This is a genomic window from Trinickia fusca (assembly GCF_003628145.1).
Lineage (GTDB): Bacteria > Pseudomonadota > Gammaproteobacteria > Burkholderiales > Burkholderiaceae > Trinickia > Trinickia fusca.
On record NZ_RBZV01000004.1, the window covers coordinates 140,349 to 164,826 of the forward strand.

The window sequence follows — 24,478 nt, forward strand, 5'->3', positions numbered from 1 at the left end:
GTATCCCCACTTGCTTCGTCGGGTGGCAACTGTCTCATTCAAACGCGCGTCACCTGATTCACGCGCGCCAGTTCGTAGTGTCTCTTTTGGAAGCGCAGCCGGATGTCGCTGGCGGCTGCGTGTCGTCGAGTCAATTGGGTAACAAAAGAAGATAGAAACAGATATGCAACATCCATTTAGCACTACGAATCAAATGAGCGCCGTGGCTTACACACCCCGGTGCCCGGCAATGCTGCGTCGAGACTCCCTCGTGCTCGCTTGCACGCTCGCGTTCTTGTCGTTGCAGGCACATGGACAAAGCGCGGCAGGCGCGACGCCGCAATCCCAAGACGCGAGCACCGACAGCGCCGCGAAGTCGCTCGGCACGATCAGCGTTCGCGCAACCCGCGCGTCGCTCTATTCGGAGCCCGACGTCAATGTCGGCGCCCTCGGCTCGAAAGACCCGAAAGACCTGCCCATGTCGGTGGAGTCCTACTCGGCCGATCTGATCGAGGCACAGCGCGCACGCACGCTGATGGATGTGCTGAAGAACGACCCGTCGGTGCAGAACACGGCGGTCGGTGGTGCCATGGACAACATCAGCATCCGCGGCTTCCCGATCGACTGGACCAACACCATGCGACGCGACGGCATGCCCGTCGCCCCGTACTACGATCTGCCGCTCGAGAACATCGAGCGCATCGACTTGCTCAAGGGGCCGTCGGGCTTCCTGTATGGCGTCAATTCGCCGGGCGGCACGGTCAACTACGTCATCAAACGTCCGACTCGCGATCGATTCACGACGATGACCAGCGAGGTGCGCAGCTATGACGGCTATTACGGTGCGGTCGACACCGGTGGCCCGATCGGCGATGGTCAGTTCGGCTACCGCTTCAACGTGGCCGGCGAAAAGGTCGGCAACTTCGGGCACGCCGGTGATCTGCGCCGCACATTCGTGAGCGGCGCATTCGACTGGGCCATCTCGCCGCGCGCGTTGCTGCGGCTCGACTTCGACTATCAGAACAAGCGGCTCGCCGCGCAGCCCGTCATCGGGCTTCAGCCGGACGGCTCGCTGCCGCCGCAGTTCGATCCGCGCACGCTGCTCGGCCAGCCGTGGCTGCAATACAGCACGAGCAGCTTCAACTTGGGCGGCCGCTTCGACTTCAAGCTGACCGACAACTGGAGCTTCACGACGCAGGTCGCGCAGTCGTACAACAACCGCGATGCGGCCTTTCCGGACGTGTACTCGGTCGCGCCCAACGGCGACATCCTCAGCGGCGACATCTACCTCTCGCCAGACCAGAGTTTCCGTGTGCTGTCGACGAACACGTTCGTGACCGGCAGGTTCCATACGGGCCCGCTCGCGCACCAGCTCGTGACCGGCGTATCCACGCGCAACTACGAGGCGCGCGAGGGTGGCTTCCGCGACGTTCCGCTGACCGTCGGCAACATCTTCAATCCCGTCTACGCGCCGGGATTGCCTGCGGGGTCGTTCCCGGCAAAGAACGTCAACAAGAACTACCAGCCCTGCGTCTTCGTCAGCGATATCGTCGACATCGGCTCGCAGTGGAGCGTGATGCTCGGCGTACGCCATGTGCGCTATCGCAACGACTCGTACCCGGCGTCAGGCGGGGCATCGCATTACGAAGCGAACGTCAGCGTGCCGTCGGCCGGCCTGATCTTCAAGCCACTGCCCGCGCTCTCGACCTACGTGAGCTACGCGGAAGGCTTCGAGCAGGGCGGTGTCGCGCCGTACAACACGGTCAACGCCGGTCAATATCTATCGCCGATCAAGAGCAAGCAATACGAGGCGGGCGTGAAGGCCGATGTAGGCAACAGCCTGACCGTGAACGCCGCGGTGTTTCGTATCGAGAAGACGTTGCAGTACGTGAACACCGCCAACTACTTCGTGCAGGGTGGGACGCAACGCCATACGGGTGCCGAGTTGACACTCAATGGCCGCGTGACACGCGACCTGTCGGTCATGGCGGGCGCCGCCTATCTCGACACCGTACAGCAGGACACCGGCGACGCCTCGACGAACGGCAAGCGCGCAGCGAACGTACCGCGTTTCCAGGCGAATGCGTTCCTCGATTACCGGATCGCACCCGTGCGCGGGCTCAGCGTCGATGCTGGCGTGTACTACGTCGGCAGCCGTCCGGTGAACGCGCAGAACACGGTGTCCATGCCCGCGTACGTGCGCTTCGATGCCGGCGCGCGCTATCAGACGCATATCGGCGGCTACACGACGGTATTTCGCGCGGGCGTAGAGAACCTGACGGACAAACGCTACTGGGCGGCGGCGAACTACAACGCGGTGTGGCCAGGTCAACCTAGAACGTTCTTCATCTCGGCGCAGTTCGACATCTAGACACACGCACGCTGCGCCAGCGCATGACGCATACAACACGGCCTTCAGAGACGCGCCACTGAGCGCGCTGGTCGTTTCCCCACAAAAACAGGCATGACCGAGGGTCATCCGTTGCGCCGCCGGCGTGACGGCGCCCGTCATTACACAAGGGAAACGTATGAATCTCGCTGAAGGCATCGATATATGTGGTCTGCAGCCCATTTCGAAGTCGCTCGCGATCTATGAATTGCGCGACGACGAAATCGCCGGCCTGGCAGACACAGCACAAGAGCTTCTCGCGCTTCACGACAGCGTGGAAAGCACCCACTTCGCCACCGACTGCGCGCTCGCGTCGCAAGAGCTGCCTCGCTCGCTGCGCGCGCTCGCCCAGCGCTACCGTCAACTCGAACTGCCGTGCAGCGTACTGATGCTGCGCGGCATGCCCGTCGACGATGCGCGCATCGGTCCGTCGCCCTCGCATTGGGACGCCCCTTGGCGCAGCCCGCCGTCATTGCTCGAGGAGACGATGCAGTGCCTCATGACCTCGCTGCTCGGCGATATGTTCGGCTGGCGCACGCAGGAGAACGGACGCTTCCTGCGCCACATCGTGCCGATCGAGAAAGATCGCGCCGAGCAACTAGGCGGCGGCAGCAGCGTGACGCTGGTCTGGCACAACGAGGAGGCGTTTCACGAGCATCGCGCGGACTTCCTGTCGCTGCTCTGCTACCGCAACGACGAACGCGCGCAGACGATCTTCTGCGGCATCGACGAAATCGACATTCCGGACGAGATGTGGCGCGTGCTATCGGCGCCGCGTTTCACGATCCTCCCCGACAAGTCCCATTTGCCCGAGCAGAACGTGAGCGCGCAATGGCGGCTCGACGATCACGTGTTCGAGCAGATTCGTCTCATGCATGAAAGCCCACAGCCCGTTGCCGCCCTCGCCGGCCAGCGCGCCAAGCCGTGGGTACGCATCGACGAGGCGTTCATGCGTGCGCTGCCCGGCGACGAGCAAGCCGAGCACGCGCTGCGATGGCTGTTCGACGCGTGTTACGCACAGCAGACCGCCGTCGAGATGCAGCCCGGCGACATGGTGTGGATCGACAACAAGCGCGCGGTGCACGGGCGCACCGTCTATCGCCCGAACTATGGTCCGCGCCAGCGTTGGCTGCGCCGCGTGAACGTTCAAGTCAACCTGCGCGAGACGCTGCCGTTCCGGCAAGCGCCGTCCACGCGCGAAATCCTGTGATGTGAGGCAACGAATGAATGCAGTGACTTTCGACGCATCCGCCGTGAATGAGCTCGCCGCCGTGCGGCCGGCTCTGGCCAATCAGCCGTCGCGTCTGCTCGTGCTCGGCAAGCCGTTGCTCGACGAAATCGACGTCTCGCCGGCCGAGGTGCTCGCCGCGATCGAGCACGCGTATGTCGCACTCGGCATCGGCGAATCGGACAATCCGCGCAAGCTCAAGAGCGAGCCACCCGAGAAGCATTCGGTGGCCTATTCGATGCTGGGCCGCGACGGCGGCCGCCGCACCGTCGGCTTCAAGACGTCATACAAGTACGACCCCGACCACCATCGCGACCTGCAGAAGTACTACACCACGCTGCTGCTGTTCGACGATGCCACCGGGCTGCCCGTCGCGCTGATGGACGCTAGCCTCGTGGGTGCGCTGCGCACGCCCGCGGTGTCGGCGCTGATCGCCCGCGAGGCTGCGCCGGATGCGCGCACGGCGCTCATTGTCGGGACCGGCACGCAGGGCCGCATGGCAGCCCCGTTTCTGCTGACTGCTTTGCCCGGGATCGAGCGCGTGATCCTGCACGGGCATCACGACGAGGGCATTCACGCCGTGCGGCAGAACCTCAAGCGCCACCATCCGCATCGCGACATCGAGGTGTCCTCCGATCTCGATGCGAGCGCGCGGCAAGCCGACATCGTGCTCGGCGTCGCGGGAGCGGGCGCGCCTGAAGCAGTGCGATACGAATCGTTGAAACCCGGCGCACTCGCGCTGCTGGTGGGCTATGGCATCGACGCGGAGGCACTCCATCGTGCCGACTACCGAATCGCCACGAGCGAAGCTCAAATGCGCGTGACCGGGACCGATCTTGCCGATGCGCACGGCCAGCTTCCGCCGATCGATGCCGAGCTGCCCGACATCCTGCTCGGCCGCAAACCCGCTCGCCGCTCGCCCGAACAGATCGTGTTCGCCTACAACAGCGGCATGGTCGTGACCGACATCGCACTCGGCCGGACGCTCGCGGAAGCCGCGCGCGCCAAGGGTCTCGGGCAGGAGGTCGAGCTATGGTGAGCGCCATGGCGACAGCGACCATGCCGCCGTCCTTACCCGCGCTATGGCACCCTGCTCTGCGACGATTCGTCGACGACCATCACACGCTGATTCGCGAACTCGCCGACGGTTTCAGCGCACCGCTCCACTTCGTGTTTCCCGAGCCGTTCGCGGACAACGTCGCAGCCTTTCAGCAGGTGCTGGCCGAGCACGGCATTGCCGGCCGCACGTTCTACGCGAAGAAGGCGAACAAGGCGCGTTGCTTCGTGCGTGCGTGTGCCGAATCGGGCATCGGCGTCGACGTAGCCAGCACGGGCGAGTTCGCCGACGCCTTGGCGGCCGGTGTGCGTGGCGCGGACATCGGCGTATCCGGTCCCGCGAAAGCGAGCGACCTGCTGATGCTCGCGGTGATGCACGATGCGCTCGTCGCGGTCGACAGCCTTGACGAACTCGCCCGGCTGGCAGCCATGGCGCGCAACCAGCGGCGTGCGGCGCGTGTGCTGCTGCGCATGCAGCCAGCGGACCAGAAGCGCAGCCGCTTCGGCTGGATGGACGACGCGCTCGAATCGGCTCTGGCGTTCTGTGTATCGAACCAACCTCATCTTCGGTTCGAAGGCCTCTCGTTCCATCTTTCCGGCTATAGCGCGCAGGCACGCTGCACACAGGCGGGACGCGCAGTGCGTGCTTGTGTGGCGGCCCGCGCGCGCGGACTCTCGCCGCGCATGATCGACATCGGCGGCGGGTTCGCGATGTCGTATGTCCGCGAGTCCGACTGGCAGGCGTTTCTGGCCACCCATCAACCGCACGACTACCACGCGGGCAAGACGTTCGAGGGCTTCTATCCCTACTACCAGGCACCCTTTGGCGCCGCGATGCTCGATGCGATCCTCGGCGGCGTGCCTGACGGAGAAACCCGCTCGCTGGCCGCCCTGCTCGACGAGCACGACTTGCAACTGATGCTCGAGCCTGGGCGCGCGCTGCTCGATCAGGCCGGCTTCACGGTTTTCGCCGTACAAGGCGTGAAGGATCGCGACGGCTACGGCATCGCGACCGTCAACGGCACGAGTTTCAGCGTCTCGGAGCAATGGTTCGCGAGCGAATTCCTGCCCGATCCCGAGCTGCTGCCTGCCGTGCGTGACACGCAAGGCACACCGTACCGCGCATGCATCGGCGGCGCCAGCTGTCTCGACAGCGACATGCTGACCTGGCGCAAGGTGGCCTTCCCACAACGTCCTCGCGCGGGCGACCTGCTGCTCTATCCGAACACGGCGGGCTATCAGATGGATTCGAACGAATCGCCGTTCCACGAGCTGCCGCTGCCGCCGAAGATCGTCGTCACGCTCGCCGGCGATCGACCACGCTGGCGCATCGACCGCATTTCCCCTTTTTCAGGAGCTTGAGAATGAACATGCGTTTCATAGGTGAGCAATCCGCCGTCATGCATCCGCCGATCGTATCGAAGGTGTCGGACCTGATCGGCCGCACCCCGCTCTTCGAATTGATTCGCGGTGCGAACGGTGCGCGCATTCTGCTGAAGCTCGAATCGACGAACCCGACCGGCAGCGCCAAGATCCGCATGGCGCGCCAGATGCTCGACGAAGCCGAGCAGGACGGCAGCCTGCGGTCAGCCGGACGCGTGATCGAGTCGACGTCCGGCAACACGGGCATGGGTCTCGCGCTGCTCTCGGCCGAACGAGGCTATCGCTTCACGGCCGTCGTGGACCGGCACGCGTCGAAGGACAAGCTGCGCGCGATGCAGGCATTCGGTGCCGAACTCGTCTATGTCTGCGACGGCGACGCGCTGGCGACGGCAGACCGCGAAGCGCTGGCCGAACGGATGGCAGCCGACGATCCGGACAGCATCTGGACCGAGCAGCACAACAATCCCGCGAACGGCAACGGCTATCGCATGGTCGCGCGCGAGCTGCGCGAGGTGCTTGGCGAGCAGATCGACTACCTCGTCGGCGCGGTCGGCACGGGCGGCTCGCTGTTCGGCACGGCGCGCGAACTGCGGGCAACCGGCCCGGCACCGCGTGTCATCGGCGTTGAACCGATCGGCTCGATCGCGTTCGGCGGCGACGGCGGCCCGTACTATCAGTCGGGCACCGGCACGCCGCCCGGCGCCGAGATCGGTGCGCTCGTCGATTACGCCTTGCTCGACGAAGGCATCAAGGTATCGGATGCGGCCGCGTTCAATACCGCGCGTTACATCGCGCGAAAGAAGGCGCTGCTGGTGGGCGGCTCGGCGGGCGGCGTGATCTGGCACGCATTGAAGATGTTCGCGACACTGCCGCCGAACGCGACCGTCGTCGTGCTGGTCTGCGACGGCGGCGAGAAATATCTCGACAGCGTGTTCGACGACGACTGGATGCGCGAACGCGACCTGCTCGACGACACGATCGCCCCCGAACTCGATCCCATCTTCGCGAACGCCGTATGACGTTCCATCGACAGTTCTGGTCCGATGCCACGCAAATCGGCACCCTCGCCGCGCCGCTGATCCTCACGCAGCTCGCGCAGGTCGCCCTCACCACCACCGATGTCGTGATGATGGGGATGCTCGGCCCACGCGAGATCGCCGCCGGCGGTCTCGCGCTGACGATCTTCAACCAGATGCGCACGATGGGCACCGGTCTCGTCACCGGCACCGGCAATCTCGTTGCTTTTGCCGACGGGCAAAGCGATCACGCGCAAATTCAACGTTTGCTGCGCGCGAGCTTTGCCTTGTCGACGCTCGCCGCCCTCGTGTTCGCCCTGCTGATGCTCGCCGTCGAAAAGCCGTTGGCGTGGCTCGGCCAAGATCCCGCGATTGCGCGGCAAACGGCGTGCTACCTCGCCGCAGCCGCGCCCGGCATGCTGCCGTGCCTATGGTTCCAGTCGTTGCGGCAATACACGGTGGGACTGAGGCAGCCGGGGCCGCTGCTCGCGATCACGCTCGTGTCGATCGTCGTCAACGCGTTGCTCGACTATGCGCTGATGTTCGGCCGATTCGGTCTGCCGAAGCTGGGGCTGACCGGTGTCGCCTACGCGACGAGCGCCGTGTACCTGATCTCGTTCGGCCTGTTTCTCGCCATTGTTTCGAGGCGGGCGGGGCTCGCGCAACATCTGTCGCTTGCGGCTTGGCGTGCCGATGCGGCCGCCCTCGCACGCACGTGGAAGATGGGCCTGCCGATTGCCGCGACCTACGGTTCCGAAGCGGCGTTCTTCACGGTGCTCACGCTCGTGATCGGCACGCTTGGCGCCAAAGCGCTCGCGGCGCAGACGGTCGTCAATCAGGTCATTTACATCGTGTTCATGATCTCGGTCGGGCTGTCTCACGCGTCGTCGATCAGCATCAGCCGTGCGTGTGCCAGTCACGACTATCGGGGGGCGCGGCGGCTGGGCTATACCGGGCTTGCGCTCGGCATCGCCGCGATGCTCCTCGTCGCGCTGCCGTATCTGACGGCCCCAGCGCGCGTGCTGTCGCCTTTCTTCGAGCAGGACGCGGCCGCGAACGCCGACGTGCTGCAACTCGCAACAGGATTGCTGGCGATTGCGGCGCTGCTGCAGATCTTCGATTGCAGCCAGAACATCGGGGTGGGCATCTTGCGCGGGCTCGGCGACGTCAAGAGTTCGTTTCGCATCTCGCTGGTCGGCTACTGGATGATCGGTCTGCCCATCGCTTGGGCGTCGGGCGTCGTGTTCGGCTATGGCTTGTATGGGATCTGGGTCGGGCTCGCCACCGGACTCGCGGCGACCGCCCTGCTGTTGCTGCGCAAGTTCGAGTACCGGCTCGGCGTCTTGGCAAAACAAGTGTCCGGAGAGCGGCCATGAACGGGCGGCAGCGTGCGGCAGGTTCGGCCCTAGCGCTTGTACTTGTACTGGTCGCCGCGTTGGTGATCGTCGCCGTCGCCAGCCTGTGCCTGGGCAATCGCTCGCTGAGCCCCGGCTTTGCGCGGCACGCCATCATCAGCGACAGCGACACACCCGCCGCCATGATCGTCACCACGTTGCGGCTGCCGCGTTTCGTTGCGGCGTTGCTGGTCGGCGCGAGCCTCGCGGCGGCGGGCGCGCTGATGCAGGGCATCACGCGCAACCCGCTCGCCGATCCGACGCTCACCGGCGTGGTCGGCGGCGCGGCATTCGCGGTCGTCGCCGTCACTGTGCTTCGCCCCGCTGTTCCCGCGGCAGCCTATCCGTTCGTCGCGCTCGGCGGCGGCCTCTGCGCCGCCGCACTTACGTTTGCGCTCGCATGGCGCGCCCAGCTGTCGCCGCTGCGGCTGTCGTTGGCCGGCACGGCAGTCGCTGCGCTCGGCAGCGCCGGAATCGTGTCGCTGATGATCGCGGCGGGGCCGCAGGCCGGACCGTTGTTCTATTGGCTGGCTGGCGGGCTCGCGGGCGTCGGCTGGCAGCAAGTCGCCACCGTTGCGCCGTGGACCGCGGCGGGTCTGGCTGCGGCATTCGCCGGCGCGCGCGTGCTCAATACGCTGGCGCTCGGCGACGACGCCGCGCAGAGCGTGGGCCTCGACTTGTTGCGCTGGCGCCTGATATTGGGCGGCATCGCCGTTGCGCTGTCGGCATCGGTCGTCGCGATGGCCGGACCGGTCGGCTTCGTCGGGCTGTGCGTGCCGCATCTGGCGCGGCTGGCGCTCGGCACCGATTGTCGGCGCACGTTACCCATCGCAGCGCTTGCCGGTGCCCTGCTCGTTGCCGCAGCGGACCTCGTAGCGCGAACGGTGGCTGCGCCGCGCGAACTGCCTGTCGGCTTTCTGACTGCATTGGTCGCCACGCCGCTGTTGATCGCGATGATTCGCCGCGATATAGGAGCGCCGGCATGATGGGTAGCCCGAAGACATTCGCCCCTGACGTTCCTATGCGTCGCACGCCCGTGCGTGCATACGGCCTGTATGCAGGGCTGGTGGGGGCGCTCGCCATTGCCACCGTGCTGGCCCTGCTGTACGGCGCAACGGATTTTCCGCTCTGGGCCGCAGCCGAAGCGATTGCCCGCCGTCATGCCGCTCACGACATCGCCTTTGTCCTGTGGGATTTGCGCATGCCGCGCGTGCTGCTCGCGCTCATGATCGGTGCGCAGCTCGCGGCGAGCGGCTTGGTATTGCAGGCCGCGCTCCGCAATCCACTCGCCGAACCCAGTGTCATTGGCGTTTCGTCCGGCGCCATGCTCGGTGTCATGGTCTTGCTGCTCGCCACGAACTTCGCCGGGTCGCTCGACAGCAGCCGGCTCGATTCGTACGACACCACGTGGATGCCGCTCGTCGCGCAACTCGGCGGTGCTGGAGCGGCACTCACCGTCTATGCGCTGGCGTGGCGCGACGGGACGTCGCCATTGCGGCTCGTTCTGATGGGGGTGGCCGTCAGCGCAGCGCTGTACGCCATCGCGATGACGATCCTCGCCGGCTGGGGGTCGAGCCGTATCGAAGTATTGCTGACCTGGCTCTCCGGGAATCTGTATGCACGCGACTGGCAACACGTGCGCCTGCTCGCGCCGTGGACAGTCGCGACGCTCGCCCTGCTGCCGTTGATTCTGCCCGCGATGCAGGTCCTTTCGCTCGGCGACGATCCAGCCGCCAGCGTGGGGCTCGATGTCGAACGCTGGCGCCTGGCTGCCATCGCCTACGCGGGCTTTGCGGCCGCCTGCGCGGTCGCGATCGCGGGGCCGATTGCCTTCGTCGGCTTGATCGCACCGCATCTGGCGCGCCTGCTGATCGGCGCATCGCTCGGGCGTACCGCGCCGGCCGCGGTCCTGATCGGCTCGCTGATTACCGTGCTGGCGGACCTGGCAGGGCGCGTCGTCATAGCGCCCGCTGAAATTCCGGTAGGCGCGGTCACTGCCGTCTTCGGTGCGCCACTCTTTCTCTATTTGCTCTCTCGACGCTCCTCATGACGCTCGTTGCCCGTGAACTTTCGCTCGGCTATGGCTCGCGCCGTATCGTCGATGACCTGTCGCTCACCATCGAAACGGGCCGAATCACCGTGCTGCTCGGCCCCAACGGCTGCGGCAAGAGCACGCTGCTGCGCGCACTCGCCGGCCTGCTCGCGCCGCAACAAGGCTCGGCGCTGCTCGACGGCGTGCCGCTACGGGACTGGCCGCGCAAAAAACTCGCGCGGCGCATCGCCTTCCTGAAGCAGACGCAGGACGTACCCGACGGCTTGTCGGTGCAGGATCTCGTCCGTCATGGCCGCTTTGCCCATCGGGCGGCGTTGCGGGGCACGACGTTTGAAGATCGCGAGGCCGTCGAATGGGCGCTCGACGTGACGAACCTCGTCGCCATGCGCGATCGCCCGCTCATCGCCCTATCGGGCGGCGAGCGGCAGCGCGTATGGATTGCGATGGCACTCGCCCAAAAAGCCGACATCCTGTTGCTCGACGAACCGACGACCTATCTCGACCTCGGTCATCAAATCGAAGTCATGCAGACGCTGCATCACCTCAACGCGGCGTTCGGCTTGACGCTCGTGATGTCGCTCCATGACCTGAACCAGGCGATGCGCTACGCCCATCGCGCACTGGTGATGCGCAATGGACGGCTGGTGGCCGATGGCGTTCCCGTCGACGTGCTGACGCCCGAATTCGTCGCCGACGTGTTTCAGGTGCGCACCGAGCGGCTACAAGGGGCAAGCGATGGCTTTCCCGTTTGCCACCCGCTCAGCCCAGTGGCGACGCCGAACCCGGTCCGCCCTATGCGCCCTGTACAGGGCATGCGCAACACCCACGACGTCGACGCATCCACTGTGGCAAGCAAGGTCGGCAACGTGGTGACACTCGCGAGGCGGACGTCCCATGATCGACCGTAAGCGGCGAGCGCTCGCGTTATCCGTGTCGCTTTCGTCCGCGCTGATGTGGCAGTCCCGTGCACGTGCACACGCACGGACTGCATTCAGTGTGACCGACGATCGCGGCGCCGAACTGCGCTTCGATGCCGCACCGCGCCGGCTCGCGACGATCTCCTACTTCGGCGCCGATGCCGCCCTCGCGCTAGGCGTGCAGCCGGTTGCCTCGACGTTTCTCGTGCGGGGCAGGCGGCCCGCCTATCTGCTCGACCGGATGAACGACGTGATGGATCTCGGCCAGCGCGCCAGCCCGAATCTCGAACTGCTCGCGCGCGCCCAACCCGACCTGATCGTCGCGATTCGCCGCTACACCGAAGCCAATGCGGGGCGGCTTCAGCGGATTGCCCCCTATCTCGCGCTCGATCTCGAGACCTCGCAAGACAGCGACCACGGTATTGCGCTTGTCGGCGCGGCGCTTGGCAAAGCTGAGGCGGCTGCCGATCTGAACCGTCGATTCGCCCGCGTGCTGGCGCAGTATCGTGCGCGCGTGACGCCGCACCGCGCGCCGCGTTATCTGTTCGTCTGGGGTGCCGGGTCCGCGCCCTGGGCGTTCTACGACGAGAACATGACGTGCTCGCTGCTGAACGCGTTGGGCGCCATCAATGTTGCGGGTCACAACCCGCTCCCGGCACAACGCGACAACACGGCATTCCAGATGAGTCTCGAAGCGCTGCTGCTGGCCGACCCCGACACGATCTTCGTCTATGACGACGGACCGTCGCGTGCCTTCGAGCGGAGCCCGGTGTGGCAGCACCTGTCGGCCGTGCGCAGCGCGCGCATCGTGCGAGTGGGCGATCACTGGATCGAATCGTTCGGTCCGATCGCCCGCCATGCCGTACTGGCCGAGGCGGCTGCCCACCTTCACCCGGATGGGTTCGCGCCGCCCGACCTGCATGCCATCGCATCGTCCTACCTGAGTCTTTCCCACTCCAAACCGCTTGTCGACCTTTGAGGGACATCGCCATGCACCACAACATCTGGCGCATCGAGCTGATCGCCACCGACCATATCCTGCCCAATGAGGAACACGATGAAGCACGCATGCTCGAGGTGCTGGAAAGCATCCAGCACACCGGGCGCTGGACCGCGCCCATCGTGCTCGAGCGCGCCAGCCTTGCGGTGATGGACGGCCATCACCGGCTGGCAGCGGCACGGCGCTTGTCACTGCCGCGCGTGCCGTGCCTGTTGCTCGACTATCTGCAGGTCGACGTGGTGCCGCGACGCCCCGGCTTTCGCGTCGACGGCGACCAGATCATCGCGCGCTCGCGCTCACGCGAGCTCTATCCGCCCAAGACCACCCGACACATCTTTCCTCGACCGCTGCCGGATTGCAGCATCGATCTGCGTGCACTGGTGGCTTGGGTTGGCGATGACGTCGTTCAGTTCACCTGATAGATATGCACGGTGTTTTCATCGGCAAACGTATCGTTGAACTGGCCGCCCTTGATCGAGACACTGCGATTTTCGTACAGGACGGTCGCCGTCGTATCCGGCGCACCCGCCACGCTGAACGTGATCGTTTGAGCACCGGCATGGTGGGGGATGGCGAAGATCGTGAAGTGGCCGTTGCCGTACTTCGCCATGACGCTCATGTTGCCGGTCGTGGTGACGTAGCCGTTGGCGAAAGGCGCATTGAGCACGGGCGCCAATTCCGTCAGCTGTCCATTGACGGTCTTGATCGCGTTGTACATCGCGCCCGGGGCGTAGTGGCCGTTGCCGTCGTAGGCGGGCTCGTCGATGTTGCCGAATTGATCGAAGTACTGAACGCCCCGCGCGCCCGCGATGACGGCATTCCAGACCTCGGCCACCGTCTGGGCAGGCATCGGGTAGATAGGAATCTGGTCGATCGAGCCACCGTCCATATGGTCCATTTCGACGAACGGGAAGACCGCCTTGGCATTGCGGCAATATCCGCGCGCTTCCTTCACCTGGTCCGCCATATCGAAAACCGAGCCGCCGCGGAATACGAGCGGATAGATGTCGAAGCTGAAAATGTCCGTCGAGGCGCAAATCGCCTGCTTGTCCGCCAGGCTGTAATGGTCGTTGATCCCGCCGTCCATCAAACTCGTCGTGACCTGCAGATAGATGGGACGCGTCGGGTCTGCGGCTCGCGACGCTTTCAGGGCACCCAGGAACGCCGCTGCGGTCAGGCCGCCCCACTCGTTCTTCTGGTTGTTAGATGAAATGGACGTGGGCACCTGCTCGAAAAATTGTGTTCCGTTACCGTCGAGCTCGTCGCCGAAAACGTCGAATGCGGCACGAGGCCCCCAGGGGGTACTCCCTGACTGCGTATAGAACGCACCGCCGGCGTAGAACCCGGGCTGGGCATACACGCCGGTCATATCGTTGCCGTTCGGGTTGTTCCAGACCGGCGCCCAAACACCGGCGTTATCGTCGCGCGTCGGCGCGAAGAAGTTGATGCCGATCGCGGCAAGCGAAGACGGCGTGGCTTCGGAGGGAAAGACGCCGATAGGGTAGAAGTTCGCGCCGGAGGGAAAGGCATTGGTCCACTTGGCGTAGTAGCTGGTCCCTCCATCGATGTCTTGAAGCGTGACGCCGGGCGGCAACGCCGCCGCCTCTTTGACGCTATTCGATACGCCCAAGGCCGTTGCTGCGCCATGCGCGCTGGCCAAGCTCGATCCATCGGCCGAAGCACCGCCAGGACCGCACGCGGTCACGCCAATTGCCGTTGAAGCAACCAAAGCAAAAGTTCGAATGAAGGACATGGTTTCTCGCAATGTGGCCATGATCGATCGGTACCGGCGCATAGGCCGTTAGCGCCGGCACAGGCTTTTCTCGAGGGTAGTGCGCTGAACGACTGTCGCAGGGGAAGGGGTAAAGCTTGGACGGCAGGTGCTGCAAGATCGGTACGTCCACTGCGCGATGAAGAAGATCGCACGTTGGCACCGCGCATTGCACGCGGTGTTCCGTAGTTCTGCAGGGTCACACCAACCCCGAACCTAGTGAAAGGGGGGCGTAACGCTTAGGATCGTTGACGCAGGTCAACTCGCGCGAGGGCGAACATCCCGCTATGCCTGATATTCGGAGAACAGCCGGCAAACGGCCTGCGGATCACGGCATGCGTGGAGCCGTTCGCGGAAATCCCGATCGCAGAAGCACTGCGCCACGTCGGCCAGCAAATGCAGATGAGTGGTGTTCGCCCACTCCGGGACGAAGAGGACGACCACATCGCTTACAGGCAGCCCATCCGGTGAGTCGAACGAAATCGGTGTGACAGGCCGAACATAAAGGACGATCACGCGATGCAGCCCCTTGATCTGGCCGTGCGGCACGGCCACGCCCTGGCCGAGCCCTGTGGAACCCATCGCTTCGCGTTCCTCCAGCCCCCGAATCACGGCGCTCGCCGGTATGCCGTCCAGTCGCTCGACGCGCACCGCCACTTCATCGAACAGCGCGCGCCGGCTGGCGACCTCCAGCCCTATCAATACATGGCTCGGCGGGATCAATTTCGCAAGCGAGTCTTCCACCATCCGACCACTGCTGTGTCCGTCACGCCCGTTCGCTTTCGCCCTTTGCACCGGCTGCATCAAATCCTGCCACCCGTCGGTCGGTACGTTCGGCACCTCGAGCAAGTGCCCGAATTGTGCCGACGGCTCGAGCGCCGTCACCCGCTGTATCGCGTCGCCTACGGCCGCCTTGGGTAGATAGAGCGCCAGCCGCACTCGCCCAGTCCCATGTAGGGGCTCTACCCGCATGGTCCAAGGCTGGTCACCACAATCCCTGGTCAACGCCTGGCGCAGCGGTGTCGCATGCTGCGCATCGAGCGTGACGCGCAGCATGACGTTACGGTCTGAGTCAGGACGAGCGCGATGGTGCGGCATACCGGCATTCCGTCCAAAGAATGTCCGCAGGCTCGGCAGCTTGTGCTTCATGTTGTAGGCCTCGACTGGGTTGACCGCCCGCGTGGCAGCCGCCCTTTCGCAATGTGAATTGGTCCAGTCGAGGTATACCGTGGCAGGAATAAAAATGCTGTAAATCCTGCGGAAAGCGATGCGCGGAGGGACGAGTTCCTCACCCCATTTCGATCGACGAATGGTGTTGCGCCGAGCTCGTGTTAGTATACCCCCCTACCCTATATAAAAGGCCGCCGACAGTGAGCCACACCATTCGCGAGAAACAGAAACTGCTCAACCGGATTCGCCGCATCAAAGGGCAGATCGAGGCCATCGAACGTTCGCTCGAGGACGAGCGCGGGTGCAATGAGGTACTGCAGCAACTGACCAGCTGCCGGGGCGCGATGAACGGCTTGCTCGCCGTGGTGCTCGAGGATCACATCCGCACGCATCTCGTCGATGCGGAAACCGACCACGACCACGGCAGCCCGACCGAGCAGCTGATCGAGATCGTCCACAGCTATTTCAAGTAAGAGCCAGACATGAGCGACTTCAAGGATGCCGCATTCGGGGCGGGACACGACCATATCTTCCTGGGCGCGGCTCATGAAGAAAACGAACGCAGGACGTGGATGGTCATCGCACTGTGCAGCGCGATGATGGTGGCGGAGATCGTCGGTGGCAGCCTCTTTGGCTCCCTCGCACTCGTTGCCGACGGCCTTCACATGTCGACGCACGCAGGTGCGATGCTGATTGCCGCGTTGGCTTACACGTATGCGCGCAAGCACGCGACGGACCCTCGCTTCGTCTTCGGGACCGGCAAGCTCGGGGACCTCGCAGGCTTCACCAGCGCCATCGTGCTCGCGATGATTGCTCTACTGATCGGATACGAGGCCGTTGCGCGCTTCCTGGCGCCTGTGCCCATCCACTTCGGCGAAGCCATTCCGATCGCCGTGGTCGGCCTGCTGGTCAATCTCGCGAGCGTATGGCTGCTGAGCGGCGATCATCACGGTCACAGCCATGGTCACGGTCACGGTCATGGGCATAGTCACGGACATGGACATGACCATGACGAGGAACACGCCCACGATGAGGAAGTACGACGCATCTTCGCCCCGGCTGGCGTATTCGCCGTGTCGATATTCGAAGATGGCGTACCGCCGGTGTTCCGCATCGCGCCTGAGACATCGAATTCCAAACTCACCGCCGATGCCGTTTCCGTCACGACGATTCGGCCCGACGGAACACGTCAAACGTTCGCGTTTTCCGACCGGGGCGGCTATCTGGAATCGAAACAAGACATCCCCGAGCCACACGCGTTCAAGGTCATCGTCGGCTTGCCGGACGGCGAGCACGAAATTGAATTTGAAGAGCACACGCATGACCACGAAGACGCGCATGTTGCCGCGACGCGCGATCACAACATCCGCTCGGCTTACATTCACGTGATCGCCGACGCCGCTGTGTCGGTGCTGGCGATCATCGGCCTGGTCCTGGCCCGCGCGTTCGGCTGGCTCTGGATGGACCCGCTGGCCGGTGTCATTGGCGCCCTCGTGATCGCCAACTGGTCGTGGGGATTGATGCGCGATACGGGAGGCATTCTGCTCGATATGAGCTCGGATCGACGCATGGCCGACAACGTTCGTCACGTCATCGAGGATAACGGCGACAAGGTGCTCGACCTGCACGTCTGGCGCGTAGGCCCCGGGCACATGAGCGCCGTGGTGTCGGTCATCACCAACGACGCCGCGCGCCATCCTGGCTTCTATCACGCGGCACTCAAGCGCTTCAGGAACCTGTCGCATGTGACGGTCGAAGTGAACGCTCCGCGTGTCGCGGCTTGAGCTATGGCAATCAAATCCCCGTGTGTCGACGTGTGCACTTTCGATGGCAAGACCGGGCTCTGCGTCGGTTGCTTTCGTACACGCGATGAAATCCGGGACTGGAAGAAGATGACGGACCATCGACGTCATCAGATCATCAACGACAAGTTCAGGCGGCAAGCGAAGCTGGTTCGTTAGTCGCCGCTACGCTCGTAGCATCGAGCTTCACGTCGGGGGCCCGCTCGCACTGCGTACAATACGGGTTTCCCGATTCCAACTGCAGGACACTGTCGCATGGCAATGAAGAAAACCGACCTTGAAAAGAACAAGGCATTGAAACTGACGCACTCGATGAAGCAAACGCGCTCCGAGCGCTTCGGCAAAGGCGCGACTGAAGTGCCGCTCGACCGGCGCGAGCAGCGCAAGCTCGATCAAGCGAAAGGGCTCGTGCCGTTTGCGTGCAAGCTCGATGGCGAGCTGGTGAGCGTGCTCAAGGAACGTGCGGCGGCTCATCCGGAGGGTATGACGGGTTTGCTCGACGAGTTGCTGCGGCAAGGTCTCGCGGCGGGTGACGGTAAGGCCTAAGCTCGGCCGACCGCTCCCGCTTCACTCCGGCGGATTGATCGCTATCAATCCGTCCCCCCAGGCTTTGCCCACGAGACCTCTCCTATACCCAACGCGATGCCTCAGAACGTGTAATTCACCGCGCCCTGCACCTGATAGTTGAATCTGCTCTTGACGATTGGGCTGCGTGACGCCGTGCCCGTGTACCTCATGATCTGGCCAGCTACCGTCGTGGACCAGTGTCGCGAAAACGTGTGAGTCCACTCGACGCCGGTACCCAGGGCGTATAGGCCACCGCCGGTCATATACGCCGGAAACCCGGATTGCGCGCTTTGCGCAGGCGTCACGCCAAAGAATGTCTGGTTATATTTTGCGCTGCCAAAATGGGCCGCCGCGTTGACCGCAATTTTGTCGTTGAGCGCATTGAGCACGGTTGCGTCGGCCATCAAATGGTAGGTGATGCCCCGCTCACGCGCCGTCAATGGCAAATCGACAGACATATCAACGCTACCCCATTCGCCGAATCGGTAGCCGGTCGTCAGGCTCGCAAGCACAGCCCCTTTGATGTCCCCCATCCCCTTCAGGGCATCGGAGCCTTGGCCAAATTGCGTGTTCCTGGCCTTACGGCCCGCATCGTAGTTAAGCGCAGCACTCGCGAAAAAATTGAAGGGCAACGCCAGTTCATAACCGATCCCGCGCGAGGAACTGGCGAACAATCCCCAGGGGGCCTTCGCGTCGAAAAGTATGACGGGCGCGAATTGATAAGTCTTGCTTCCCATGTAGCGCGGCCCGTAGCCACCGCCGACACCCACGCTGAGAGCGTAGCCGTTCCCCGCTTTTTCCGGCCCATTTACAACAGGTCCGCTTTCAGCGCGCGCGCCGCTTGAGATGAATAGGATCGTACCGAAAATCACCGCATGCCTTTTGTTCATCATCGTCTTGGAGTTGATTGAAAGACGATGCATGGTATGGACACGCGATAGGCGCGTCTGTGAACGATTGGCGGGAATATGTGTAAACCTGTGACGCGTATCGCGTTCGATGGCGCATCGCGCCCGACGAATCGCCTTGTTCCTCTTGATGTGTATACACACTTTTTCACAAACCACCAACAAAATCCCAGTGGTGTTGGGCGCATCGAAACGCTTACATTAGTCTCAAGTGACAACCGGGCGAATTCAGATGGGGCGCCGACCACCCTGCAAGCGTCACCTGCCCCTAAAATGCGCCATTCTGGACGCGGAAAGACGTGCCATGCAAAGACTCCTTTTGATCGAAGACGACGAGAAGCTCGCGACGCTGATGTCCGAGTATCTCCGGCATTACGGCTTTGACGTGACCATCGCGAATGACGGCAATACCGCTGTCGAGCGTGTACAGAACGACACACCGGACCTCGTCGTGCTCGACGTGATGTTGCCGGGACTCAATGGCGTCGACGTTTGCAAGAGAATCCGTACTTTTTCGTCCGTGCCGGTGCTGATCCTCACGGCGCGCGGCGAATCACACGATCAGGTCTTGGGTTTGGAGATAGGCGCGGACGATTACGTGGTCAAGCCGGTCGACCCACCCGTATTGCTGGCGCGAATTCGTGCCTTGCTGCGCCGCGCTAAGGAATCCACGCCAATGAGCACATCGGCCGAGCGCGATCCGCTGCGCTATGGCCGCCTTGCCATTTACGTGCAGGACCGAAAGGTGATTTGGCGCGATCAGCCGATGGACCTGACGTCGACCGAACTCAACCTTCTGAACATACTTGCGTCCTCGCCGGGGGTTGTGCTGAGTCGCGACGCGATCTTGCAAAAGCTTCGAGGAATCGGCTTCGACGGCATCGACCGTTCGACTGACGTCGGTATTTCGAAGCTGCGCAGAAAATTCGATGACTCCGCAGCCGAACCACGACGTATCAAGACTGTATGGGGGCGAGGCTATTTGTTTGCTCCTTCCGAGTGGGAAGATTGACATGCTTCAAATGTTGTTGCGGCTTTACGTGCCAGCGGCGCTTGTCATGGCCATTGCTGTCGTCGCGCTAAACAAGACGTTCGAATACACGTTTTCGGATTCTTTTGCGGCGCAGGCCCGAGAAACGTCAAGAGGCGAAATGCAGTTGATCGCCGAAGCGCTCAACTCGGCCCCGAGCTCCGGGCGCGAGGATCGAATGCAATCCGTGAGGGCGCTGACGGCCACGCCAATATCCTTGGTGCCGGCCGCATCGCTGAAACTCGATCGCGATCAGGAGAACCAGTTACGCCACCATCAGATAGTCGTCGCGATGCCGGACTGCACGAAATTCACGGTGCCGGACTGTACAAAATATCTGTTGCTCGCCGACGGCAAAACGGTACTCCAGGCTCGCCAACTGGCGGAGCCACGTGCACTGCGCATGCTGAGCTACATCGGTTGGCCCATGCTCGCCCTGACCATGTTGCTCCCGTTGCTTACATGGGTACGCGTTTTGTGGAGGGATCTTGTAGTACTCACCAACGCCGCGCGAAAGTTCGGTAGCGGCGAGCTTACGCAACGTGCGGTGGTAGGTAAGCGCTCGCATGTACGGCAGCTCGCGCTACAGTGGAACAGCATGGCTGAACGTGTTCAACGCATGGTCAATTACGAGCGTGAGCTGCTTCATGCCGTGTCACATGAGTTGCGCACGCCGATTTCGCGGATCGGCTTCGGGCTGGCGCTGCTTCGCAAAGAGTCCGAATTGGAATCCAATGGACATCGGATCGACAGCATTGCGGCTGACTTGCGGGAACTCGATGAACTGGTCAATGAATTACTGACGTTGGGTAGTCTCCAGCATGCTGCATCCAACCGTCCGCGAGTATCGGTTTCGGTTCGCGAACTGATCTACGACGCCGTGGAATCGTTCGCCGAAGAAATGCAGCGCGATCACATCGAATGCGAGCTGGATCTCGATCCAACGATTCAGGTCGTGCAGGTGGAACCAAGGCTGACTGCGCGGATGCTGATGAATCTTGTCAAGAACGCCATGAAATACGGCCACGGACGCATGCGGATCAGTACCCGAGCGGCAGAACATGGAACCTGGACCATTGTCGTCGACGACGACGGGCCCGGCATACCGCAATCCGAACGCTTGAATGTCTTCGAGCCCTTCTATCGACTTGATCAAAGCCGAACGCGGGAAACGGGCGGCTTTGGCCTCGGCCTGTCGATTGTCAAGACTGTCGTCGAAGCGCAGGGAGGCATCGTATCCATCGACACGTCGCCGCTCGGCGGCGCACGATTAATACTGAGCATGCCGAAATAACCGGCATGCAACGAACCAGGAAACCGTCTCCTAAGCGAATGTAGACTTATATACGGGCAAAGCCCCAGCCCAGGACGATGCACTTTTTGAAAACCCGGCCAGTACGATCAGACCACTCTTTGCGAGAAAAATATGGCAATCGACCTGTTCCAGATGTTCGAGAAGTTCCAAGATGAGTTCCTGAAATTCGACCGGGTGACATACAAGCTGAGTAGCCGACCGGACTTACATGCTTTCATCCTGCTGAACACGATCCAGCCGTCGGAGGACGAGATGATCGCCGACGCAGCGGAAAATTATATCTGGCTCGACATAGATTGCAGGGCGCTCGCCAAGGTCATTACGGAAGCCCAAGTCATCGAACTCGTCCGCTGCGGGGTCTTCTATGACAAAGATGATGGTCGTCTTTCGATGATTGCGTGAGGGTCTAGTACGCCTGCAGGGGTGTCAGCCCTAGCGCGGCCAGGATCGCCACCGCGTCATCATGGAGTACGGCAATCTGCGCTTTGGCGTCGTCGCTCACGATTAATACCCCGCTTCCTTCTGGTGCCGGACCGCCAGAATCGTCACCCTATCGGCATCAACGCGATACCTGGCCACATAGCCGTTATCCCCGAAGTCGATGGGCCACTCCCGATACTGCTCGGGCAGATCCTCCACAAGACGTCCCATTCGAGGGTGCGCACCGAGGGCCTGTACGCCCTGTCTAATCGCTTCGCCAGCACGCCTCGCGGCCTCGATGCTCTTCGGCCGCAGGAAGTCGCGCAGCCGTTGCATGTCTCGGATTGCTGCTGGCGCGAAGATTACTTGTGGCATTCAGGCGTGGGCAGCTCGTCTTCGGTTCCCCAGCCCGCAAGCCACTTATCGACCTCCGCAGCCGTCGCGTGCAGGCCGGTCGCCTGAAATTCATCCCATGCGTTGAGCGTCTCGCGATTCAACGCCTCCCGCTTCTCCTCGCGCTGGACGTACTGCTCGATGGCTTCACGCATAATCCAATGCGGAGTGCGCCGACGGGCTTCGGCCAGGTGCTGCACCCGCCCTTTCAGCTCATCATCGAGTTTGATGGATGTTGCCGTTACCATGACGCGGCCTCTATAGCAAAAGGTAATACCTCCGACTACTATAGACCTGGTTGCTGCTGTAGTCCATGCTGCCCTGATATTTGCGAAAACCGATCGCGTCGTTCATGGCCTGCCGGGACGGCGTGGCGCTCGTACGCGTTGCTGCTTCGATGAGTCCGCCACCCTGGCGCGCCGTTGCGCTTCCTGCCGTGCATCCCGGATGCCGAACCTCGATTCGATGTTCGACCATGATGTCGATCGCACGTCGCTTGAATTCTTCGCTATGAAGCCTCGCCGAGGGAATCGTCATTGAATACAGATACGGCTCAGATCCACGGTCCTGCGAAATACACTTCTGTTCAACCACGGCACGAACGTGTACTCGTAGTAAGCGTGAGTAGAAACATGGATCCAGTGACTCAAGACGTTCGTCATAGCCCTTACCTGTGAATCGACAATCTCGCCGCCGTACGCGCTGCGTTCGTCGCATACGGTATGGCCGCGTATCGGCCATAGAGCAAAGGTAGGCCTGCTGCGTCTTCGACACCATCCTACAAACGATTCGCCTCGCCCCTGCATAGGCATGCCGCCCTCATACAAAGGTATATCCGTACGCGCCCCTAGGTCGAAGCGGCCTCGATCACTCGAAGCCGCCGATCGGCGCGTCGACGCCTATGCTGCGCGCTATACACCCACGGCGACTTCAACTCTTCGGCAGCGAGATACGATCAGCCGGACGGCCATTGGACAGCATGCACATGATCGGCACACGGGTATTACTCCTCGTGAGGCTAGCCGGAGAAGCGGGCCGATCGCGACCGCGCAGGATGACGATCGGGGAGCGTCGCCGGGTACGGTAAGGGCGGACGCGGCCTCGCTGAGGTTGAGTCGACATGGGCGCCTCTCGAGGAAAAAGCGATGAATGGCTTCGCATGATCGGGACAGACGAATCAATGCCGGCTTCTGGTTTTCATTTTCGGGCTTCGCCGGTCGCGTATGCCGATGACATCTTCACGATATAAGAGCGGCGCGCAATACACAAATCTACGAACAGGTGGCCCGCCTCGGACGAGAGCATGAGCCGATCATCCTTTCGTATAGGGCATCGGCCGATACGTTCGTATAGTGTCCGTTCCGTCGCTCGCGACCTAGACTACCCTCATAACGCGTGCCAGATGTCCACCTGATCACGCTGCATCACCCGACGCAGCGAGGAGGGCCGTATGGGTGCCGGCCGAACCGTTTCGATCGTCGACGATGACGAGGCTGTCCGTCTGGCCGTCGCGAGCCTGGTTCGTTCATTGGGATGGAAGGCACAGCTGTTTGCGTCGGCCGAGGAATTCCTCGCTTCCGCGCACCTGAGCGACACGACCTGTTTGATCTCCGACGAGCGCATGCCGACCATGACCGGCACGGCCATGCACGATCGTCTCCTGCGGCGCGGCTATGCGATGCCGACCATTTTCGTCACCGCGTTTCCAACGCCCGAACTGTGCGCGAAAATCGGCACGAATGCGGTACTAGCCGTCGTCGAAAAGCCGGTCGACGCGCAAACGATCGAGCATTGGCTCAACGTTGCGCTGAACCGGCCATGACGTTCGGCTTCGCCATCCGCGGACAGACGCGCAGCGCTTCCGCCCTTCTGACGAGATCGGCCAGCGAGCGAGCGCCCATCTTCTTCATGACCTGGCCACGATGAATCTTCACGGTGATCTCGCTGAGATTCATCGCCGAGGCAATCTGCTTGTTCAGCAGCCCGGCCACCACGAACTCCATCACCTCGCGTTCGCGCGGCGTCAGCGACTCAAACGAAGCACGCAGTGAGGCGATCGATCGTTCGGCAGCAAGACGCTCGCCGTCTCGCGTCAACGCGCTCGACACCGCATCGAGCATGTCCTGATCGCGAAACGGCTTGGCAAGGAAGTCGATGGCGCCCGCCTTCATCGCTTTCACCGTCATCGCAATATCGCCATGCCCCGTCATGAATACGATCGGCATGCACAGGTGGCTTTTCGCCAACTCGTCCTGAAACGCGAGTCCGCTTTCGCCGCGCAACCTTACATCGAGCACGAGGCAACTAGGCGCGTCGTACTTCGGGAACGCGAGGAACGCCTGCGACGATTCGAACGTCTCGACATGCAATCCAATCGAGCGAAAGAGGCAGCTGAGCGCCAGCCGCATCGATTCGTCATCGTCCAGAACATAGACGACCGGCGGGTTGTCTCCTGCCGCGCAGCCGCACGGCGTCTGATCGGAACCCAGGCTCATCCCATTCCCCTTCCTCTTCCCGGTGGGATCGCTGCTTGGTGACGGCAAGCCTCGTAACGATGCGATGCCGCGGGGTAGACGCTTACAGCGATCTCGCCGTGCCGGATCGATCCGATCTTCTATCTTCTGTCTGACGAAGAGAATCGGATCGTACAAGCCGATGTTTTTGTCTGTTGTTTGCGAGTGGCCATG

The 24,478-nt window shown here is 62.8% G+C and carries 25 protein-coding genes; 19 read left to right on the forward strand and 6 right to left on the reverse strand.

Translation table 11 applies throughout. The annotated features are described in order from the left end of the window. The first annotated feature begins 229 nt into the window (after positions 1-229). The 11 genes from D7S89_RS12600 to D7S89_RS12650 all read left to right on the forward strand — a co-directional run bounded on the left by D7S89_RS12600 (position 230) and on the right by D7S89_RS12650 (position 12,834). A complete protein-coding gene (locus D7S89_RS12600; protein WP_245982848.1) occupies positions 230-2,350 on the forward strand; it encodes a TonB-dependent siderophore receptor in 2,121 nt (706 codons plus the stop codon). A gap of 157 nt (positions 2,351-2,507) precedes the next feature. Then, positions 2,508-3,578, forward strand: coding sequence for a TauD/TfdA family dioxygenase (locus tag D7S89_RS12605; RefSeq protein ID WP_121278031.1), 1,071 nt, complete (start codon positions 2,508-2,510; stop codon positions 3,576-3,578). 13 nt (positions 3,579-3,591) lie between these two features. Further along, the gene (locus D7S89_RS12610) at positions 3,592-4,635 is read left to right on the forward strand and encodes an ornithine cyclodeaminase family protein (RefSeq protein WP_183085176.1); all 1,044 of its coding nucleotides are present in this window, start codon (positions 3,592-3,594) and stop codon (positions 4,633-4,635) included. Between the two features lie 5 nt (positions 4,636-4,640). Beyond that, entirely contained in the window at positions 4,641-6,014 is a 1,374-nt protein-coding gene (locus D7S89_RS12615) for an alanine racemase (protein ID WP_245982850.1), read from the forward strand. A 2-nt stretch (positions 6,015-6,016) separates the two neighbouring features. Continuing rightward, positions 6,017-7,054 (forward strand): PLP-dependent cysteine synthase family protein, encoded by a 1,038-nt coding sequence (locus D7S89_RS12620; RefSeq protein WP_245982852.1) that lies wholly within the window; start codon positions 6,017-6,019, stop codon positions 7,052-7,054. Continuing rightward, a complete protein-coding gene (locus tag D7S89_RS12625; RefSeq protein ID WP_121278032.1) occupies positions 7,051-8,427 on the forward strand; it encodes an MATE family efflux transporter in 1,377 nt (458 codons plus the stop codon). Before D7S89_RS12620 ends, D7S89_RS12625 begins: the two co-directional genes overlap by 4 nt. After that, positions 8,424-9,431, forward strand: coding sequence for a FecCD family ABC transporter permease (locus D7S89_RS12630; protein ID WP_121278033.1), 1,008 nt, complete (start codon positions 8,424-8,426; stop codon positions 9,429-9,431). The genes D7S89_RS12625 and D7S89_RS12630 overlap by 4 nt, the downstream gene beginning before the upstream one ends. Beyond that, positions 9,428-10,495, forward strand: a complete 1,068-nt coding sequence (locus tag D7S89_RS12635; protein ID WP_245982854.1) for a FecCD family ABC transporter permease — start codon at positions 9,428-9,430, stop codon at positions 10,493-10,495. Before D7S89_RS12630 ends, D7S89_RS12635 begins: the two co-directional genes overlap by 4 nt. Continuing rightward, positions 10,492-11,406: an ABC transporter ATP-binding protein gene (locus tag D7S89_RS12640; protein ID WP_121278035.1), complete on the forward strand. Its 915-nt coding sequence runs from the start codon at positions 10,492-10,494 to the stop codon at positions 11,404-11,406. Before D7S89_RS12635 ends, D7S89_RS12640 begins: the two co-directional genes overlap by 4 nt. Further along, positions 11,393-12,394 (forward strand): ABC transporter substrate-binding protein, encoded by a 1,002-nt coding sequence (locus tag D7S89_RS12645; RefSeq protein WP_121278036.1) that lies wholly within the window; start codon positions 11,393-11,395, stop codon positions 12,392-12,394. Before D7S89_RS12640 ends, D7S89_RS12645 begins: the two co-directional genes overlap by 14 nt. Before the next feature lie 11 nt (positions 12,395-12,405). After that, positions 12,406-12,834 carry a ParB N-terminal domain-containing protein gene (locus D7S89_RS12650; protein WP_121278037.1) on the forward strand — a complete coding sequence of 143 codons (429 nt, stop codon included), beginning with the start codon at positions 12,406-12,408 and terminating at the stop codon, positions 12,832-12,834. Here the strand turns inward: D7S89_RS12650 and D7S89_RS12655 are convergent. Together D7S89_RS12655 and D7S89_RS12660 are read right to left on the reverse strand one after the other, a co-directional pair. Then, complete coding sequence (locus D7S89_RS12655; RefSeq protein ID WP_220702144.1) at positions 12,822-14,168, reverse strand: hypothetical protein; 1,347 nt, start codon at positions 14,166-14,168, stop codon at positions 12,822-12,824. The genes D7S89_RS12650 and D7S89_RS12655 overlap by 13 nt on opposite strands. 303 nt (positions 14,169-14,471) lie before the next feature. Further along, the gene (locus tag D7S89_RS12660) at positions 14,472-15,335 is read right to left on the reverse strand and encodes a PTS sugar transporter subunit IIA (protein ID WP_245982856.1); all 864 of its coding nucleotides are present in this window, start codon (positions 15,333-15,335) and stop codon (positions 14,472-14,474) included. 221 nt (positions 15,336-15,556) lie between these two features. On the opposite strand from D7S89_RS12660, the gene D7S89_RS12665 reads away from it, so the two are divergent. The 4 genes from D7S89_RS12665 (at position 15,557) to D7S89_RS12680 (ending at position 17,704) form a co-directional block, all read left to right on the forward strand. Further along, a complete protein-coding gene (locus D7S89_RS12665; protein ID WP_121278039.1) occupies positions 15,557-15,829 on the forward strand; it encodes a metal/formaldehyde-sensitive transcriptional repressor in 273 nt (90 codons plus the stop codon). Between the two features lie 9 nt (positions 15,830-15,838). Next, the gene (dmeF, locus tag D7S89_RS12670) at positions 15,839-17,140 is read left to right on the forward strand and encodes a CDF family Co(II)/Ni(II) efflux transporter DmeF (RefSeq protein ID WP_121278040.1); all 1,302 of its coding nucleotides are present in this window, start codon (positions 15,839-15,841) and stop codon (positions 17,138-17,140) included. A 3-nt stretch (positions 17,141-17,143) separates the two neighbouring features. Beyond that, on the forward strand, positions 17,144-17,317 hold the full coding sequence (locus tag D7S89_RS12675; RefSeq protein WP_121278041.1) for a DUF1289 domain-containing protein: 174 nt from the start codon (positions 17,144-17,146) through the stop codon (positions 17,315-17,317). Between the two features lie 96 nt (positions 17,318-17,413). Beyond that, the gene (locus D7S89_RS12680) at positions 17,414-17,704 is read left to right on the forward strand and encodes a hypothetical protein (protein WP_121278042.1); all 291 of its coding nucleotides are present in this window, start codon (positions 17,414-17,416) and stop codon (positions 17,702-17,704) included. A gap of 101 nt (positions 17,705-17,805) precedes the next feature. On the opposite strand, the gene D7S89_RS12685 is transcribed toward D7S89_RS12680, so the two are convergent. Further along, entirely contained in the window at positions 17,806-18,648 is an 843-nt protein-coding gene (locus tag D7S89_RS12685; protein WP_121278043.1) for a MipA/OmpV family protein, read from the reverse strand. A gap of 289 nt (positions 18,649-18,937) precedes the next feature. On the opposite strand from D7S89_RS12685, the gene D7S89_RS12690 reads away from it, so the two are divergent. The 3 genes from D7S89_RS12690 to D7S89_RS12700 all read left to right on the forward strand — a co-directional run bounded on the left by D7S89_RS12690 (position 18,938) and on the right by D7S89_RS12700 (position 21,380). Then, positions 18,938-19,645 (forward strand): response regulator, encoded by a 708-nt coding sequence (locus tag D7S89_RS12690; protein ID WP_121278044.1) that lies wholly within the window; start codon positions 18,938-18,940, stop codon positions 19,643-19,645. Between the two features lies 1 nt (position 19,646). After that, positions 19,647-20,957 (forward strand): ATP-binding protein, encoded by a 1,311-nt coding sequence (locus tag D7S89_RS12695; protein ID WP_183085177.1) that lies wholly within the window; start codon positions 19,647-19,649, stop codon positions 20,955-20,957. A 132-nt stretch (positions 20,958-21,089) separates the two neighbouring features. Then, on the forward strand, positions 21,090-21,380 hold the full coding sequence (locus tag D7S89_RS12700) for a hypothetical protein (protein ID WP_121278046.1): 291 nt from the start codon (positions 21,090-21,092) through the stop codon (positions 21,378-21,380). A gap of 102 nt (positions 21,381-21,482) precedes the next feature. Here D7S89_RS12700 and D7S89_RS12705 read toward each other — a convergent pair whose 3' ends face one another. Together D7S89_RS12705 and D7S89_RS12710 are read right to left on the reverse strand one after the other, a co-directional pair. Next, on the reverse strand, positions 21,483-21,734 hold the full coding sequence (locus tag D7S89_RS12705) for a type II toxin-antitoxin system RelE/ParE family toxin (RefSeq protein WP_245982858.1): 252 nt from the start codon (positions 21,732-21,734) through the stop codon (positions 21,483-21,485). Positions 21,735-21,760: 26 nt separating this feature from the next. Then, positions 21,761-22,039, reverse strand: coding sequence for a CopG family ribbon-helix-helix protein (locus tag D7S89_RS12710; RefSeq protein ID WP_121278048.1), 279 nt, complete (start codon positions 22,037-22,039; stop codon positions 21,761-21,763). Between the two features lie 1,202 nt (positions 22,040-23,241). On the opposite strand from D7S89_RS12710, the gene D7S89_RS12720 reads away from it, so the two are divergent. Continuing rightward, a complete protein-coding gene (locus D7S89_RS12720; RefSeq protein WP_121278049.1) occupies positions 23,242-23,613 on the forward strand; it encodes a response regulator transcription factor in 372 nt (123 codons plus the stop codon). Here D7S89_RS12720 and D7S89_RS12725 read toward each other — a convergent pair. Beyond that, positions 23,588-24,286: a response regulator transcription factor gene (locus D7S89_RS12725; RefSeq protein ID WP_121278050.1), complete on the reverse strand. Its 699-nt coding sequence runs from the start codon at positions 24,284-24,286 to the stop codon at positions 23,588-23,590. The two genes, D7S89_RS12720 and D7S89_RS12725, sit on opposite strands and share 26 nt — an antisense overlap. Positions 24,287-24,478 lie beyond the last annotated feature (192 nt).

What these genes read in the sequence shown, in the direction of transcription:
- dmeF (WP_121278040.1), top strand. Translation starts at nt 15,839, where the DNA reads ATGAGCGACTTCAAGGATGCCGCATTCGGGGCGGGACACGACCATATC.
- D7S89_RS12635 (WP_245982854.1), top strand. Translation starts at nt 9,428, where the DNA reads ATGATGGGTAGCCCGAAGACATTCGCCCCTGACGTTCCTATGCGTCGC.
- D7S89_RS12700 (WP_121278046.1), top strand. Translation starts at nt 21,090, where the DNA reads ATGGCAATCGACCTGTTCCAGATGTTCGAGAAGTTCCAAGATGAGTTC.
- D7S89_RS12655 (WP_220702144.1), bottom strand. Translation starts at nt 14,168, where the DNA reads ATGTCCTTCATTCGAACTTTTGCTTTGGTTGCTTCAACGGCAATTGGC.
- D7S89_RS12680 (WP_121278042.1), top strand. Translation starts at nt 17,414, where the DNA reads ATGGCAATGAAGAAAACCGACCTTGAAAAGAACAAGGCATTGAAACTG.
- D7S89_RS12660 (WP_245982856.1), bottom strand. Translation starts at nt 15,335, where the DNA reads ATGAAGCACAAGCTGCCGAGCCTGCGGACATTCTTTGGACGGAATGCC.
- D7S89_RS12625 (WP_121278032.1), top strand. Translation starts at nt 7,051, where the DNA reads ATGACGTTCCATCGACAGTTCTGGTCCGATGCCACGCAAATCGGCACC.
- D7S89_RS12615 (WP_245982850.1), top strand. Translation starts at nt 4,641, where the DNA reads ATGGCGACAGCGACCATGCCGCCGTCCTTACCCGCGCTATGGCACCCT.
- D7S89_RS12705 (WP_245982858.1), bottom strand. Translation starts at nt 21,734, where the DNA reads ATGCAACGGCTGCGCGACTTCCTGCGGCCGAAGAGCATCGAGGCCGCG.
- D7S89_RS12610 (WP_183085176.1), top strand. Translation starts at nt 3,592, where the DNA reads ATGAATGCAGTGACTTTCGACGCATCCGCCGTGAATGAGCTCGCCGCC.
- D7S89_RS12600 (WP_245982848.1), top strand. Translation starts at nt 230, where the DNA reads ATGCTGCGTCGAGACTCCCTCGTGCTCGCTTGCACGCTCGCGTTCTTG.
- D7S89_RS12720 (WP_121278049.1), top strand. Translation starts at nt 23,242, where the DNA reads ATGGGTGCCGGCCGAACCGTTTCGATCGTCGACGATGACGAGGCTGTC.
- D7S89_RS12645 (WP_121278036.1), top strand. Translation starts at nt 11,393, where the DNA reads ATGATCGACCGTAAGCGGCGAGCGCTCGCGTTATCCGTGTCGCTTTCG.
- D7S89_RS12710 (WP_121278048.1), bottom strand. Translation starts at nt 22,039, where the DNA reads ATGGTAACGGCAACATCCATCAAACTCGATGATGAGCTGAAAGGGCGG.
- D7S89_RS12725 (WP_121278050.1), bottom strand. Translation starts at nt 24,286, where the DNA reads ATGAGCCTGGGTTCCGATCAGACGCCGTGCGGCTGCGCGGCAGGAGAC.
- D7S89_RS12695 (WP_183085177.1), top strand. Translation starts at nt 19,647, where the DNA reads ATGCTTCAAATGTTGTTGCGGCTTTACGTGCCAGCGGCGCTTGTCATG.
- D7S89_RS12630 (WP_121278033.1), top strand. Translation starts at nt 8,424, where the DNA reads ATGAACGGGCGGCAGCGTGCGGCAGGTTCGGCCCTAGCGCTTGTACTT.
- D7S89_RS12650 (WP_121278037.1), top strand. Translation starts at nt 12,406, where the DNA reads ATGCACCACAACATCTGGCGCATCGAGCTGATCGCCACCGACCATATC.
- D7S89_RS12685 (WP_121278043.1), bottom strand. Translation starts at nt 18,648, where the DNA reads ATGCATCGTCTTTCAATCAACTCCAAGACGATGATGAACAAAAGGCAT.
- D7S89_RS12690 (WP_121278044.1), top strand. Translation starts at nt 18,938, where the DNA reads ATGCAAAGACTCCTTTTGATCGAAGACGACGAGAAGCTCGCGACGCTG.
- D7S89_RS12605 (WP_121278031.1), top strand. Translation starts at nt 2,508, where the DNA reads ATGAATCTCGCTGAAGGCATCGATATATGTGGTCTGCAGCCCATTTCG.
- D7S89_RS12675 (WP_121278041.1), top strand. Translation starts at nt 17,144, where the DNA reads ATGGCAATCAAATCCCCGTGTGTCGACGTGTGCACTTTCGATGGCAAG.
- D7S89_RS12620 (WP_245982852.1), top strand. Translation starts at nt 6,017, where the DNA reads ATGAACATGCGTTTCATAGGTGAGCAATCCGCCGTCATGCATCCGCCG.
- D7S89_RS12640 (WP_121278035.1), top strand. Translation starts at nt 10,492, where the DNA reads ATGACGCTCGTTGCCCGTGAACTTTCGCTCGGCTATGGCTCGCGCCGT.